This window comes from Streptomyces sp. NPDC002793, assembly GCF_040295485.1.
Classification (GTDB): Bacteria; Actinomycetota; Actinomycetes; order Streptomycetales; family Streptomycetaceae; genus Streptomyces.
In genome coordinates this window covers 17,847-32,288 of record NZ_JBEOVL010000063.1, presented here as the reverse complement: position 1 = coordinate 32,288, position 14,442 = coordinate 17,847, and the positions used below count along the sequence as shown (strand labels likewise).

Below are 14,442 nucleotides of genomic sequence, written 5' to 3'. Positions count from 1 at the left end.
TCCCGAACCCCCGCCGTCACCCTCGCCACATGAACGGGACCGAAACCCCCAAAACCGACAGCGCAGGATTGACGAACGACATAGAGGCACCCCCCACAGTCCGACAGTTCAAAGGGGAACTGACATGCCGCTCCTCGTGGTCGGGATCAGCGTTCTGGTGCTGCTGCTCCTGATGACCCGCATGAAACTCAACGGCTTCGCGGCCCTCCTGCTCGTGGCGGTCGGCGTCGCGCTGGTCCAGGGGATCCCGGCGATCGAGATCCCGGACGTCCTCTCGGCGGGCATCGGGGACCAGATCGGCGACACCATGCTCACCATCGGCCTGGGAGCCATGGTCGGCCGGGTCATGGGCGATTCCGGAGCGGCCCAGCGGATCGCGGGCAAGCTGCTCGACGCCTTCGGGCCGCGCGGCGTCCAGATGGCCATGGTGGTCACGTCCATGCTCATCGGCGTGACCATGTTCTACGAGGTCGCCTTCATCATCATCGTGCCCATCGCGTTCACGCTCGTCCGGGTCACGGGGGTCAACCTGCTGTGGGTGGGCCTGCCGATGTCGATCTCCCTGTCCACGATGCACAGCTTCCTGCCGCCGCACCCCGGCCCCACCGCCGTGGCCGCGACCTTCCACGCCTCCGTGGGGCACACCCTGTTCTACGGCCTCTTCATCGCCGTACCGGCAGGCGCGCTCATCGCGCTCCTCTGGCCGCGCCTGCCGTTCGTCAAGGCCATGAACCCGTCCATACCCAAGGGCCTGGTCAGTGAGCGCGAGTTCACCGACGAGGAGATGCCCGGCATGGGCTGGTCGCTGCTCGTGGCCCTCTTCCCGGTGGTGCTGATCGCCGGTGCGGCCGTCACCGACATGCTCACGTCCGGCGAGAGCCCCCTCCTGCACGCCGTCACCTTCATCGGCTCGGCGCCGATCGCGCTCCTGCTGGCCCTCCTCCTGGCGGCCTGGGCGTTCGGACCGCGGATCGGCCGCAGCCTGGCCGAGGTCAGCGACTCCTGTACCTCGGCGGCCAAGGCGATGGCGATGATCCTCCTGGTCATCGGCGCGGGCGGCGCCTTCAAGAACGTGCTCGTCGAAGGCGGGATCTCCGACTACATCAAGGACATCACCGAGCACTGGTCCATCTCGCCGCTCGTCCTGGCCTGGCTCATCGCCGCCATCCTCCGCATCGCGCTCGGTTCGGCGACGGTCGCCGTGGTCACCGCCTCCGGGGTCGTGCTGCCGCTCCTGGCGGGCAGCGGCGCCCACCCCGAGATGATGGTGCTCGCCGTCTCCTGCGGATCGATCGCCTTCTCCCACGTCAACGACCCGGGGTTCTGGCTGTTCAAGGAGTACTTCAATCTCTCGGTCATCCAGGCGATCAAGGTCCGCACCGGCTACACGACCGTGCTCGCGGTCCTCGGCCTCGGCGGCGTACTGGCGGTCGAGTGGGCCCTCGACGCCCTGAGCCTCTGAACCCGCCCCCGGCCCGCCCCTCCCTCGTCACCAAGGACTCGAACAGCATGAACCAGCCGACCATCACCCACTTCGCCGTCTATCCCGTCGCCGGCCGCGACTGCATGGAGCTGAACCTCTCCGGCGCCCACGGCCCCTACTTCACCCGCAACATCGTCGTCCTCAAGGACTCCGAGGGCCGTACGGGCCTGGGCGAGGTGCCCGGAGGGGAGAAGATCACCCGGACCCTTCGGGATTCCGAGTCGCTGGTCCTGGGCGCGAAGGTGGGTGACTACAAGCGCGTCCTGCGTGAGATCGGCAGCCGGTTCGCGGACCGCGACTCGGAGGGGCGAGGCGCCCAGACCTTCGACCTGCGGACCACCGTGCACGCCGTCACCGGCGTCGAGTCGGCCCTCCTCGACCTGCTGGGCCAGCACCTCGGCGTACCGGTCGCGGCGCTGCTGGGTGACGGCCGGCAGCGGGACTCCGTACGGGTGCTGGGCTACCTCTTCTACGTGGGCGACCCCGGCCGCACCGACCTGGAGTACGTACGCGAGCCCGGCTCCGACGTCGACTGGTACCGCATCCGGCACGAGGAGGCGCTCACACCCGAGGCGATCGTCCGGCAGGCCGAAGCGGCCTACGACCTCTACGGCTTCCGGGACTTCAAGCTCAAGGGCGGAGTCCTCGCGGGCGCCGAGGAGGTCCGTGCCGTGCGGGCGCTCAAGGACCGCTTCCCCGACGCGCGGATCACCCTGGACCCCAACGGGGCCTGGTCACTGCGTGAGGCGGTCGAGCTGTGTTCCCCGCTCGTGGGCATCCTGGCCTACGCCGAGGATCCCTGCGGGGCGGAGGACGGCTACTCGGGACGAGAGGTCCTCGCCGAGTTCCGCCGTGCGACCGGTCTCCCGACCGCGACCAACATGATCGCCACCGACTGGCGGCAGCTGACCCACGCCCTGGCCCTGCAGTCGGTGTCCATCCCGCTGGCCGACCCGCACTTCTGGACCATGCAGGGGTCGGTGCGGGTCGCCCAGTTGTGCAACGCGATGGGCCTGACCTGGGGATGCCACTCCAACAACCACTTCGACATCTCACTCGCCATGATCACGCACTGCGGTGCCGCCGCTCCGGGCGCCTACAACGCCCTGGACACGCACTGGATCTGGCAGGAGGGCCTGGAGCGGCTCACCGTCAGCCCGCCGCGCATCGTCGACGGCGAGATCGCGGTCCCCGACGCCCCGGGGCTGGGCGTCACACTCGACATGGACCGTCTCCTCGCGGCCCACGAGCTCTACCGGGAGAAGGCCCTCGGCGCCCGGGACGACGCGGAGGCCATGCGATACCTCGTCCCCGGCTGGACGTTCGACGCGAAGCGGCCCTGCCTGGTGCGGTAGGCCGCGCGCCCTCCGTCACACCGGCCGGCCGGCTCGTCCGTACGCTCCACCGGCCCTCGGAGCGGGTGAGACGGACCGGGTGGCCGAAGCAGGTGCTGACCTGATCACCGGTCAGCACCTCATCGGCGGGACCCGAGGCCAGACACCGGCCGTCACGCAGCAGCAGTACCGGACGCCGGGCCCGGCCGGCGTCGCTGAACCGGAGGAGAAGAGTGACCCCGCCCAGAATCCGTGTCGTCGCGTATGTGATCCGTCGTCGTGCGGCCGCGGAGCTTCTCGTGTTCGACCACGTCGGCATGTCGGAGGCCGGAACCCAGGTGCCCGCAGGGGGAGTCGAGCCGGGCGAGGAACTGTCGGTCGCGGCGCTGCGGGAGGTCGCCGAGGAGACCGGACTGCTGACCGCCATCGTGGTCCGGCCCCTCGCCGTGGAGGACAGGCCGCACCCGGAGACGCGGCAGCCGCGCCGGACCACCTTCTTCCTGCTGCGGGCACCGGCGGACACCCCTGACGCATGGCATCACCGGGTGAAGGGCGGCGGCGCCGACGCCGGTCTCGTCTTCGCCTGCCGCTTCGTGCCCCTGCCGCTGGGGCAGCCGCTGGCCGACGGGCAGGACGAGTGGCTGGGGCGCATCGAGGACTGAAGCGCGTCAGTGCCCGTGGCCCTCGGGTGTGGGCGCGGGTGTGGAAGGGGCCTCCGCCGCCCCTCCGGACGGGACGGTGAACGCCGCCGTCCGGACGACGCCGTCGTGCTTGAAGTCAAGGAACAGCCGGTACGTCGCCGGGCTCGGTGCCGTCGCGGTGAAGGACACGCCCGGCCCGGGCTCGGTCGAGCCGTCGCCGGGCGCACCGTCGGGGTGGACGTGGAGATAGGCGAGGTCTCCGGCGCGCAGGGCGACGAGATGCCCGTACGCCCCCAGATAGGGCTGTAGGTCGGAGACGGGCCGGCCGTCCTTCCGCACGGTGAAGGTGAGGTGCTCCGGCGCGTCGGGGCGGAGGGTGCCGTTGAGGGAGACCGTGTACCCGTCGACCGTGGATGTCCGGGCGGGCTTCGGGAGTTCCTTCGCCTTGTACGCACCGGAGACCGCGAGGTCCGCGCCCAGCGTCAGGTCGTCGGCGTTCTTCCCGGCGGGGGTGAAGTCGGCGAAGACCCGGTAGTCGCCCGCCGCGGGCAGCTTCACGGGGGTGCTCCACGTGCCGTCGGCCGCCCGGGTGGGATGCAGGTGGCGGTAGGTCACCAGGTCGCGTGAGGCGAGGATCAGATGGAGTTCCTTGTCGTGCTCGCGTTGGAACGCCGTGACCTGCCGGCCGTCCCGGTCGCGGATGACGAAGCGGAGCTCGCTCCGCTGGCCCGCCTCCAGGCGCGGGGTCCTGAGGTCGAGCGTGTAGCCGCCCTCGGAGATCTGGAGCCCGCCGGCGGGAGGGTCTGTGCGACCGCCTCCCTCCGAGGGGCGGGCGCTCTCCGTGCGCTCGGAGGTGCCGGTGGCGCCGTTGTCGGGGTCGGGCCCGACGGTGACGCCGATGCCGTAGGCGGTGCCGAAGGATGCCGCGAGTGCGGCGGCGAACGCAGTGATCTTCGCGGCGGGGTTCATGGCTGCTCCTGCTGCTCTGTGGCGGAGGTCCGTGTGGAGGTCTCGCGATGGTCCGACTCTCTTGAGCCTATACCCTCGGGGGGTATGAGCAAGTCGCACTGCCGAGACTTGCCAAGCATACGGGTGGGGGGTATACCTGAGACCAGATGGATACCCATGAGGGGTATACTGGGTTCCGTTCGGACGAGGAGCAGGAAATGACTTCCACGACTACAGGCGCCGCCCGGGTCGAGCTCGCCATCGGGGGCATGACCTGTGCCTCGTGCGCGGCGCGGATCGAGAAGAAGCTCAACCGCATGGAGGGCGTCGAGGCCACCGTCAACTACGCCACGGAGAAGGCCAGAGTCGCGTACGCCGACGACGTCTCCGTCGAAGACCTGATCGCCACGGTCGAGGCTACGGGCTACACCGCCGAGCCGCCCGCACCACCCCGCCCCGAGCCAGGCGACGCCGGTGCGCCCGGTGGCCAGGGCGAGGAGGGGCGTGCAGACGTCGAGCTGCGGACCCTGCGCCAGAGGCTCCTCACGGCGGCCCTGCTCGCCGCGCCGGTCATCGCGATGGCGATGATCCCCGCCCTCCAGTTCGAGTACTGGCAGTGGCTCTCCCTCACGCTCGCCGCCCCGGTCGTCACCTACGCGGCGTGGCCCTTCCACCGCGCCGCCTGGACCAACGCCAGGCACGGTGCGGCCACCATGGACACCCTGATCTCGGTCGGCACGTCGGCCGCGTTCCTGTGGTCGCTGTGGGCGCTCTTCTTCGGAACCGCCGGGATGCCCGGCATGACGCACCCCTTCGAGTTCACGATCTCCCGCAGTGACGGAGCGGGGAACATCTACCTGGAGGCCGCCGCCGGGGTCACGGCCTTCATCCTGGCCGGCCGGTACTTCGAGGCCCGCTCGAAGCGCAAGGCGGGCGCCGCGCTCAAGGCGCTCCTGGAGCTGGGCGCCAAGGAGGTCATCGTGTTGCGCGGAGGCCGTGAGCTCACGCTGCCCACCGCGGAGCTGGGCGTCGGGGACCGCTTCCTGGTCCGGCCCGGCGAGAAGATCGCCACCGACGGTGTCGTGGTCGAGGGCTCCTCCGCCGTCGACGTCTCGATGCTCACCGGCGAGTCCGTGCCCGTCGAGGTCGCAGCCGGCGACGGAGTCACCGGCGCGACCCTCAACGCGGGCGGCCGTCTGGTCGTCGAGGCGACCAGGATCGGCTCCGACACCCAGCTGGCCCGGATGGCCGCGCTCGGGGAGGAGGCCCAGAGCGGCAAGGCCGCCGCCCAGCGGCTGGCCGACCGCATCTCCGCCGTCTTCGTGCCGATCGTCATCGGTCTGGCGCTCGCGACACTCGGCTTCTGGCTCGGCTCGGGCGCCGGACTCACGGCGGCCTTCACGGCTGCCGTCGCCGTACTGATCATCGCCTGCCCCTGCGCCCTGGGTTTGGCCACGCCGACCGCCCTGCTGGTCGGCACCGGACGCGGGGCCCAGCTCGGCATCCTGATCAAGGGGCCGGAGGTCCTGGAGACCACGCGCCGTGTCGACACGATCCTCCTCGACAAGACGGGCACCGTCACCACCGGCCGCATGGCACTGCTGAAGGTCCACACCGCCGGGTCCACGGACAAGGCCGACGTGCTGCGGCTCGCCGGCGCCCTGGAGCACTCCTCCGAACACCCCATCGCCCGGGCCGTGGCCGAGGGCGCCGCCGCCGAGGTCGGCGCGCTGCCCACCCCCGAGGACTTCGTCAACGTCCCGGGTCTCGGTGTCCAGGGCGTCGTCGAGGGCCACGCCGTCCTCGTCGGGCGCGAGAAGCTGCTGGCCGAATGGGCCATCGAGCTCCCCGAAGAGCTCAGGGCGGCCAAGGACCTGGCCGAGGAGGCGGGGAGAACCGTGATCGCGGTGGCCTGGGACGGCGAGGCGCACGCGGTCCTGGAGGTCGCCGACGCGGTCAAGGAGACCAGCGCCGAGGCGGTCCGGCGGCTGCGCGACCTCGGCCTGACGCCCGTCCTGCTGACCGGCGACAACAAGGCGGTTGCCGCGTCCGTGGCGGCAGAGGTCGGCATCGACGAGGTCATCGCCGAGGTCATGCCGCAGGACAAGGTCGAGGTCGTCAGGAAACTGCAGGCGGAAGGCCGCAGCGTCGCCATGGTCGGCGACGGTGTCAACGACGCCGCCGCACTCGCCCAGGCGGACCTGGGCCTGTCCATGGGGACCGGCACGGACGCCGCCATCGAGGCCGGCGACCTGACGCTCGTGCGCGGGGACCTGAGGGTGGCCGCCGACGCCATCCGGCTCTCCCGCAGGACGCTGGGCACGATCCACTCGAATCTGTTCTGGGCCTTCGCCTACAACGTGGCGGCCCTTCCGCTCGCCGCCGCCGGGCTGCTCAACCCGATGATCGCCGGAGCGGCCATGGCCTTCTCCTCGGTCTTCGTCGTCGGCAACAGCCTGCGCCTGCGCGGCTTCCGCCCCACCGTCTGAGACCGCTCGCGACGCCCCGTGCCCCGCCCCCGCACCGCGCGGGCGCGGGGATCCGTGGTTTGCGTCCGGCGGACCGGGGCGGCAGGGTGCAGGCGTGGCCACTCTGCTGATCGTGCATCACACACCGTCGCCCAACTGCCAGGCACTGTTCGAAGCGGTGCTCGCCGGCGCGACGACGGAGGACATCGAAGGCGTACGCGTCGTGCGACGAGCGGCACTCGCCGCCACGGCGTCCGACGTACTCGCCGCCGACGGCTATCTGCTCGGCACCCCGGCGAACCTCGGATACATGTCCGGCGCCCTCAAGCACTTCTTCGACACGGTGTACTACCCGTGCCTGGACGGGACGAAGGGCCGGCCCTTCGGTTACTACGTGCACGGCGGGAACGACGTCACCGGAGCCGTGCGCGGCATCGAGACGATCACCACCGGCCTCGGATGGCGCCGTACGGCCGACGCCGTGACCGTCACCGGTGAGCCGGGCAGGGCCGACACCGAGGCCTGCTGGGAACTCGGCGCGACGCTCGCCGCCGGACTGATGGACTGACGGGCCTCACCGCGGGACGAGAGTCGCCTCGGTCGCCTTCACCCCGGTCCAGACCGGCACCCCTTCGGCCAGCCCCAGTTCGGCGGCGGCCTGCGGGGTGATCTCCGCGACGAGATCGGGTGCCTCGGCCGAGGAGATCAGCACGCGCAGCCGGCTGCCGACGGCGGTGATCTCACGGACCGTACCCGGCCAGACGTTACGCGGGCTGCCACCCGGCCGGTCGCGGTGGACGGAGACGGCTTCGGGGCCGATGACCGCGAGCGCCGGAGTGCCGGGGGGCAGCGGTTCCGCGGCGACGAGACGGCCACCGCCGGACAGTCGGAGGCCCTCGGCCGTGGCCGTGCCCGGCCAGGCGTTACGGCCGAGCATCCGGGCGACCCAGGGCGAGCGCGGATGGCGGGTGACCTCGCCGGGGGGCGCGTCCTGCAGCGCCCGGCCCTCGTCGAGCACGAGGACGCGGTCGGCCAGCGAGACGGCCTCGACGGGATCGTGCGTGACGATCAGACAGACGCCCCCGAAGCCGTCGAGGTGGGTGCGGAGGGTGTGGCGTACATGGGCACGGGTGGTCTGGTCGAGGGCGGCGAGGGGCTCGTCCAGGAGGAGCAGCCGGGGCCGCGCGGCCAGTGCGCGGGCCAGCGCGACCCGCTGGGCCTGTCCGCCGGAGAGCTGGGCGGGCTTACGCGCCGCGAGGTGCCCGACGCCGAGACGGTCGAGCCACTGCCGTGCGGCGCGCCGGGCCTCGGCGCGCGGCATCCCGTGGGCGCGGAGCCCGTACGCGGTGTTGGCCAGGGCGGAGAGGTGCGGGAAGAGGGCGCCGTCCTGCGGGACCCACGCCACGTCCCTCCGGTGCGGGGGCAGGCCGCCGATGTCGGTGTCCCCGAGCCGCAGCGCGGCGTGGGCGCGCGGCGTCAGACCGAGGAGCGCGCGCAGCAGGGTCGTCTTGCCCGCGCCGTTCGGACCGACGACGGCGATGGTCGTGCCCGGTTCCGCGTCGAGGGTGAGCTGGGTGAAGCCACTGACCTCGGCGTGCAGCGGCCGGCCCTCGCTCGGCGCGGGAAGCGCGTCGGGCGCCCGCGTGCTGTCCTCGGGGGGCTCCGGGGCGGGCGGCTCCTCGACGGGGCGGTGCGAGGGGGCGGCGGAGCGGGGCGTGCCCGCCCAGCGTCCGCGCAGGGCGACGAGCACCGCCATGGCGATGGCGAGCAGCAGCAGCGAGACGGAGGTGGCCGCCTCGGGGGACTCCTGGAGGAGTAGGTACACCTGCAGGGGAAGGGTCTGGGTGGTGCCCGGCAGATTGCCGGCGAAGGTGATGGTCGCCCCGAACTCGCCCAGCGCCCGGGCCCAGGTCAGCGCCGCGCCCGCGGCCAGACCGGGGGCGACCATGGGCAGGGTCACCGTGAAGAACACACGCACGGGGGAGCCGCCCAGGGAGGCGGCCGTCTCCTCGTAGCGTGGATGCAGGCCACCCAAGGCGCCTTCGAGGCTGATGACGAGGAACGGCATCGCGACGAAGGTCGCGGCGAGGACCGTGCCCGAGGTGTGGAACGGCAGGGTGATGCCGAACGTGTCCTCCAGCCAGGGCCCGAGGAGCCCCCGCCGCCCGAAGGCGAGGAGCAGGGCCACACCGCCGACGGTCGGCGGCAGCACCATCGGCAGCAGGACGAGCGAGCGTACGAGGGCCTTGCCGGGGAAGTCGACGCGGGCCAGCACCCAGGCCAGGGGCACGCCCAGCACGAGCGAGAGCCCGAGCGCCCAGGCCGAGACGAGCAGTGACAGCTTCAGGGCCTGTGTGGTCCCGGGACTGGTCAGATGGGTGCCGAGCTCACCCCAGGACGTCCGTGCCAGGACGCCGGCCAGCGGCAGCACCAGGAACGCGACGGCGAGCAGTGCGGGGATCGCCAGGGCGAGCGGGGTGCGGGGGCCGGACGGGCGGCGGCGGAGCTGTTTCAACGCGTTCCCCTACGGGTCCGGCCAGGCCGGGTCATGGTTTCTGGAAGCCCGCGGCCTGGAGGATCCTCTGCGCCTCGGGTGTGGACAGCCAGGACACGAAGGCGGCCGCGGCCCCGGCGTCACCGGACGACTTCAGTGTCGCGGCCGGATAGGACGCGATGGCGTTCTGCGCGTCGGGGATGTCGATCGCGTCGACCTTGCCGGTGGCGGCGGCATCCGTCCGGTAGACGAGGCCGGCATCCGCCTCGCCGAGCTCGATCTTGCTGAGGACGGCTCGGACGTTGGGTTCCTGGGACACCGGCTTCACGTCGATCCCCTGGGCGTCCAGGACCTGCCGGCCGTAGCGGCCGACGGGGACCTCGGGGGCGGCCAGGACCACCTTGAGGGCGGGATCGGCGAGATCCGCGAGGCCGAGGACCTTCTCGGGGTTTCCTCGGCCGGTGGCGATGACCAGACGGTTCCTCGCGATGACCGTCGGCTTGCCGGTGTCCGCCGAAAGCCCGTCCATCGTCCTGGTGTCGGCGGTGACCAGGGCGTCGGCGGGAGCGCCCTGCCTCACCTGGGCGGCGAGTTCCTGCGACCCGGCGAAGGAGAAGGTGACCTCCGTGCCGGGGTGCTCCTTCTCGTACGCGGCACCGGCCGTCGCGAAGACGTCGGTCAGCGAGGAAGCGGCGAGCACGGTCAGCTCGGTGTCCGGCGCGGCGGAGTCGTTGCCGTCGTCGCTGCCGCACGCGGCCAGGGTGGCGAGCAGTGCCACCGACAGGGCCGCGGCCCCGGTCCGGCGGCCGGTGAGGGGGAAGGGCATCGGAGAACTCCTCGGTGGGGGCCGTCGCGTCAGGCGCGGTCGATGTGCACGCTGGTCGACTTCACCCGGGCCGTGGCCCGCATGCCGACCTCGAGCCCCAGCTCCTCGACGGCTTCCCGGGTGAGGAGGGAGACGAGGCGGTGCGGGCCGGCCTGGATCTCGACCTGGGCCGCGATGTCACCGAGCTTCACCGCGGTGACGATGCCGGGGAAGGCGTTCCGCGCGGAGGTGTAGGGGACTTCGTCCTCGCCGGGGCCGACCTGGGCGACCTCGACCGAGAAGGCGGCCAGATCACGGCCGTCGATGAGACGGCGCCCGGCTTCGTCGCGATGGGTCGCGACCCTGCCGGCGTCCGCCCAGCGGCGGGTGGTGTCCGGGCTCACGCCGAGGAGACGTGCCGCCTGACCGATGGTGTAGGACTGCATGTGCGACACGATATGGGGATCACGGGCGCATGTGCAATGTATGTGAGCACAGTGCCTGGCAGATGCGAGGTGTCGTTGAGGGTGTACCTCGCAGTGGGGCTGTAGAGGCCATGGCTCCACCGGCATCCACTTGCGGTTTGCCTAGATGGGGTCAGTTATGGGTTTTATGCCCGATTTAATCTAGTTTTATTGAATTCATCCCGTAATCCATAAAAGGTCATTTCGTGCGACCCGCACCCCTTCTCTCTGGAGCAAAACGCCCGAATCGGACTCGGTGACGAGGGTCACTTCGCGCGCCCCGGACGCACGGGCGCGGCAGTCGGTTCCCTTCTGTGCCAACGGGAATGCCCGGCTCGGTGTGGGGTGGATTACATGAATTCCCATGAATCGATCTTGCGGGGGAATTGTGATCACCGCGCCAGGCTTGTTCCTTTCCCTATTTCTCGCCTACGGTCGCCATCACTCCGGGCGGAACGCCGAATCCTGCCGCCGTCCGGTTACCCGACCACTTCTTCGTACGGCAGGAGCGGGGGACCCAAGTAAGTGCCGATCCGGTTACCGGAGCGGCTCGGGGTGAAGTCGCATTCGTATGCGGCCGGGCATCTCCAGCCCGAACCCGACAGCTCACTTCGCAGGCGACGGAGAGGAATCCAGCATGCCCGAAAATGGTAAGCACCGTCGTTTCAGGACCAGTTCGCTGACTCGCGGCATCATCGCCGTGACCACGGGTGGAGCCGCCCTTGCCCTTCCGGTGATCGGCGCGACCGGCGCATTCGCCGCTCCGGCCCAGCCGGCCGCGGTCGAAAAGGCGGCGACGTCTACTGCCGTGTCCGGCAAGGGAATTGCCGCACAGAAGTCCGAGACCGCCACCTATTCCGTGGTCGCGGGTGACACTCTTGCCAAGATCGCGCGCGAGCATTCCGTGAGCGGTGGCTGGAAGGCTCTGTACGAGGACAATCAGAAGATCGTCGGCGGAAACCCCGACCTGATTCTTCCCGGTCTTCAGCTGACCATCGGCGCCGACGCCGACAACAAGTCGGCGGACAAGGCGGAGAAGGCCGAATCCAAGGCCTCCGCCTCGTCCGGCCGCGCCGATCGCTCAGAGCGTACGAGCGACACCGTCGCCGCCGAGGGCGCGCCGGCGGCCGAGGCCGTTCCGGCCGCCGAACCGGCCGCGTACACGGACGACCTCGACGGCTGGATCAAGGAGTCGCTGGCCGTCATGGCCGAGCACGGCATCCCCGGCAGCTACGACGGCATCCACCGCAACATCATCCGCGAGTCCGCCGGCGACCCGCTGGCCATCAACAACTGGGACTCCAACGCCGCTGCGGGCATCCCGTCCAAGGGCCTGCTCCAGGTCATCGACCCGACCTTCCAGGCCTACCACGTGCCCGGTACGTCGACGGACAGCTACGACCCGGTCGCCAACATCACGGCCGCGTGCAACTACGCCGCGGACAGGTACGGCTCGATCGACAACGTCTTCGGGGCCTACTGAGTCCTCGCGGAGGCGGAACCGCTGACGCACGGGCGTGTGACAGAGGGACAGGACTGACGGGTGGTGCGGGTTCGGCGGAACCCGCACCACCCGTCAGTCGTCTCCGGGGTACGCCGTGCCGGGCGGCCGGAGCACCGGCGACAGGCCGGGCGGAGCCCGGGTGACTGGTCTCGTACAGCTTCGTCGTCCATACTGCCCGCCGTGGAGCAGCGCATAGATTCGAAGATCAAGTCCGAGTTCGCCGCGGGTACAGACCCGGCGTACATCCCCGGCCTGACGGCCCCTGCCCCCGCGCGGACGGAGGCGGAAGCGGAGAAGACGGCGGCGACCGAGGGCACCCCGGAGGAAGCGGCCGTGGACGCGCAGGCCGAGGAGGCCGTGGACGATTCCACGGCTGCCGAGGACGCGACCCCGGACGAGGCCCCGGCTGACGAGGCGACCCCGGACGAGGCCCCGGCTGACGAGGCGACCCCGGACGAGGCCCCGGCTGACGAGGCGACCCCGGACGCCGAGGCCGCCCGCAAGGAGGACGGGCCCGTCTTCGAGGTCAGCGACCGGCGAGGGTCCATCAAAGTGGACGCCGAGGGCGTCCGCTTCCGGCTCGACGACCAGGAGGCGGAGTTCGACTGGTCCGAGATCGGCGCGGTCGAGGTCAAGACCGGCCGTTTCGGGCGCCGGTTCACCGTGACCGTCCACCTGTCGAGCCGCCGGTGGTTCAACGCCGAGGTCGAGGCCGCCGCCCGGAGTGACCTGAAGACGTGGACGGCCGAACTCGACGAGGCGCTGGACGCCTACTTCGAAGAGGCCTGACCCCCGTCATGGCCGAGGCCGCGTACCGGGCCGCCCGCCGGCCCGGTACGCGGCATGCCCCGGGGCCTTCAGGCGCCCGCTGACGGGTCGAGCACCACGGAGCGGGTCAGATGGCGCGGCAGGTCGGGATCGAGACCGCGGGCCGCCGCGCGGGCGATCGCCAGCCGCTGCACCCGGACCAGGTCGGCCAGCGGGTCCAGGCCGCTCTCCACCCAGCGGGCCCCGGTCGCCAGCACCTGCTCCCGCAGCCCCTCCGGGGCGGCGCCGAACATCCAGGTCGCCGTGCCGGTCGTGGCGATGCTGATGGGGCCGTGCCGGTATTCCATCGCCGGGTACGACTCGGTCCAGGACAGCGACGCCTCCTTCATCTTGAGGGCCGCCTCGTTGGCGAGCCCGACCGTCCAGCCGCGCCCCAGGAAGCTGAACTGGGCGCAGTCCAGCAGGCCTTCGGGCAGCGGCTCCGCCAAGGCGGTCTCGGCGTCCCGTACGACGTCCTCGGTGTGCAGCCCGAGGTGGGCGCGGAACAGGGTCAGCGAGGTGGTCGCGAACCTCGTCTGGACCACGGACCGTTCGTCGGCGAAGTCGAGGACGACCACGTCGTCGGCCGCGCCCATCACGGGAGTGTGCGGATCGGCGGTCACGGCAACGGTCCTGGTGGCCCCCCGCAGCCGGTTCAGCAGGCCGAGCACCTCCGTCGTCGTACCGGAACGCGTCAGCGCGACGACCCGGTCGTACGCGCGGCCGAAGGGGAACTCCGAGGCGGCGTACGCGTCCGACTCGCCCTGCCCGGAGTCCTCACGGAGTGAGGCGTAGGCCTGGGCCATGTAATACGACGTCCCGCAGCCGACGACGGCGATGCGCTCACCGGTGGCGGGCAGGGCGTCCTTCCGGTCGACGGCGGCCTCCGCGGCACGGCGCCAGCACTCCGGCTGGCCGGCTGTCTCGGTCTCGACATGCGACATGTCCGCACTCCGCTTCCGCTGCTGTTCACACATGGTGGGGGTGGGGCTGGCTGAAATCGATGCCCACGTGTTCAATTCTGCATGTTAGTCGGGTCGATCGAGCAAGAACAAGCAAACTGTTGGTGATCAAGCAGTCCACGATGCGACTGTTTTCAGCCAAGCTCGGTGGGTAGTCGGCTGATTCCGGTTCTGTTGCCTCCGTGCGGGTATCCCTCACGTGGCACGAAGTCAACGACCGACATGTCAGAACATGTGGAAGTGAAGGGTGTGAGGGGCCGGCGTGCGGCAACCCCGGACGGTCACCGGAGGGTGACGGTCCGATCGGGAGGGGGTCGGTTTCACGCCATAGGGCAGGCGGGATGGCCGAGTTCGAACACGCGGCCGTATCGGGGTCGGCATAATCGGCCCATGCCGATCAGGGGTGGGGACGTCGTGGACCTCGGCGAGGGGCCGTGCGCCTGGTCGCCGCGGGAGAGTGGCTGCGGTCCGGCCGGACGCGGGTTCTCCGTACCGCCGCGCGGCACGCCCGGGAACGACGGCCCCGCTCCGA

12 protein-coding genes and 1 riboswitch are annotated in these 14,442 nt (G+C 71.0%); of the genes, 7 read left to right on the top strand and 5 right to left on the bottom strand.

Annotation, left to right across the window (positions count from 1 at the left end; translation table 11 throughout):
• Nucleotides 1-124: 124 nt before the first annotated feature.
• The 3 genes from ABT001_RS33290 to ABT001_RS33275 all read left to right on the top strand — a co-directional run bounded on the left by ABT001_RS33290 (nucleotide 125) and on the right by ABT001_RS33275 (nucleotide 3,479).
• Nucleotides 125-1,462, top strand: coding sequence for a gluconate:H+ symporter (locus tag ABT001_RS33290; RefSeq protein WP_351285165.1), 1,338 nt, complete (start codon nucleotides 125-127; stop codon nucleotides 1,460-1,462).
• A 47-nt stretch (nucleotides 1,463-1,509) separates the two neighbouring features.
• Nucleotides 1,510-2,838 (top strand): enolase C-terminal domain-like protein, encoded by a 1,329-nt coding sequence (locus ABT001_RS33285; protein ID WP_351285163.1) that lies wholly within the window; start codon nucleotides 1,510-1,512, stop codon nucleotides 2,836-2,838.
• 212 nt (nucleotides 2,839-3,050) lie between these two features.
• The gene (locus ABT001_RS33275) at nucleotides 3,051-3,479 is read left to right on the top strand and encodes an NUDIX hydrolase (RefSeq protein WP_351285162.1); all 429 of its coding nucleotides are present in this window, start codon (nucleotides 3,051-3,053) and stop codon (nucleotides 3,477-3,479) included.
• Between the two features lie 6 nt (nucleotides 3,480-3,485).
• Here ABT001_RS33275 and ABT001_RS33270 read toward each other — a convergent pair whose 3' ends face one another.
• A complete protein-coding gene (locus tag ABT001_RS33270; RefSeq protein ID WP_351285161.1) occupies nucleotides 3,486-4,427 on the bottom strand; it encodes a DUF8832 domain-containing protein in 942 nt (313 codons plus the stop codon).
• Nucleotides 4,428-4,624: 197 nt separating this feature from the next.
• On the opposite strand from ABT001_RS33270, the gene ABT001_RS33265 reads away from it, so the two are divergent.
• The gene (locus ABT001_RS33265) at nucleotides 4,625-6,895 is read left to right on the top strand and encodes a heavy metal translocating P-type ATPase (protein WP_351285160.1); all 2,271 of its coding nucleotides are present in this window, start codon (nucleotides 4,625-4,627) and stop codon (nucleotides 6,893-6,895) included.
• A gap of 94 nt (nucleotides 6,896-6,989) precedes the next feature.
• Nucleotides 6,990-7,442, top strand: a complete 453-nt coding sequence (locus tag ABT001_RS33260) for a flavodoxin family protein (protein WP_351285159.1) — start codon at nucleotides 6,990-6,992, stop codon at nucleotides 7,440-7,442.
• 6 nt (nucleotides 7,443-7,448) lie between these two features.
• Here ABT001_RS33260 and ABT001_RS33255 read toward each other — a convergent pair whose 3' ends face one another.
• From ABT001_RS33255 to ABT001_RS33245, 3 genes are read right to left on the bottom strand one after another with little or no spacing between them, the layout of a single operon-like run.
• A complete protein-coding gene (locus ABT001_RS33255; protein ID WP_351285158.1) occupies nucleotides 7,449-9,389 on the bottom strand; it encodes an ABC transporter permease in 1,941 nt (646 codons plus the stop codon).
• 31 nt (nucleotides 9,390-9,420) lie between these two features.
• Complete coding sequence (modA, locus tag ABT001_RS33250; protein WP_351285157.1) at nucleotides 9,421-10,194, bottom strand: molybdate ABC transporter substrate-binding protein; 774 nt, start codon at nucleotides 10,192-10,194, stop codon at nucleotides 9,421-9,423.
• Between the two features lie 29 nt (nucleotides 10,195-10,223).
• Nucleotides 10,224-10,619, bottom strand: a complete 396-nt coding sequence (locus ABT001_RS33245) for a TOBE domain-containing protein (RefSeq protein WP_351285156.1) — start codon at nucleotides 10,617-10,619, stop codon at nucleotides 10,224-10,226.
• Between the two features lie 472 nt (nucleotides 10,620-11,091).
• Nucleotides 11,092-11,272: riboswitch (cyclic di-AMP (ydaO/yuaA leader) on the top strand.
• A gap of 2 nt (nucleotides 11,273-11,274) precedes the next feature.
• Here ABT001_RS33245 and ABT001_RS33240 point away from each other — a divergent pair.
• Nucleotides 11,275-12,120, top strand: a complete 846-nt coding sequence (locus ABT001_RS33240) for a transglycosylase SLT domain-containing protein (RefSeq protein ID WP_351285155.1) — start codon at nucleotides 11,275-11,277, stop codon at nucleotides 12,118-12,120.
• Nucleotides 12,121-12,321: 201 nt separating this feature from the next.
• Nucleotides 12,322-12,930, top strand: coding sequence for a hypothetical protein (locus ABT001_RS33235; RefSeq protein ID WP_351285153.1), 609 nt, complete (start codon nucleotides 12,322-12,324; stop codon nucleotides 12,928-12,930).
• Nucleotides 12,931-12,998: 68 nt separating this feature from the next.
• On the opposite strand, the gene ABT001_RS33230 is transcribed toward ABT001_RS33235, so the two are convergent.
• Complete coding sequence (locus ABT001_RS33230) at nucleotides 12,999-13,892, bottom strand: SIS domain-containing protein (RefSeq protein WP_351285152.1); 894 nt, start codon at nucleotides 13,890-13,892, stop codon at nucleotides 12,999-13,001.
• Nucleotides 13,893-14,442: the final 550 nt, after the last annotated feature.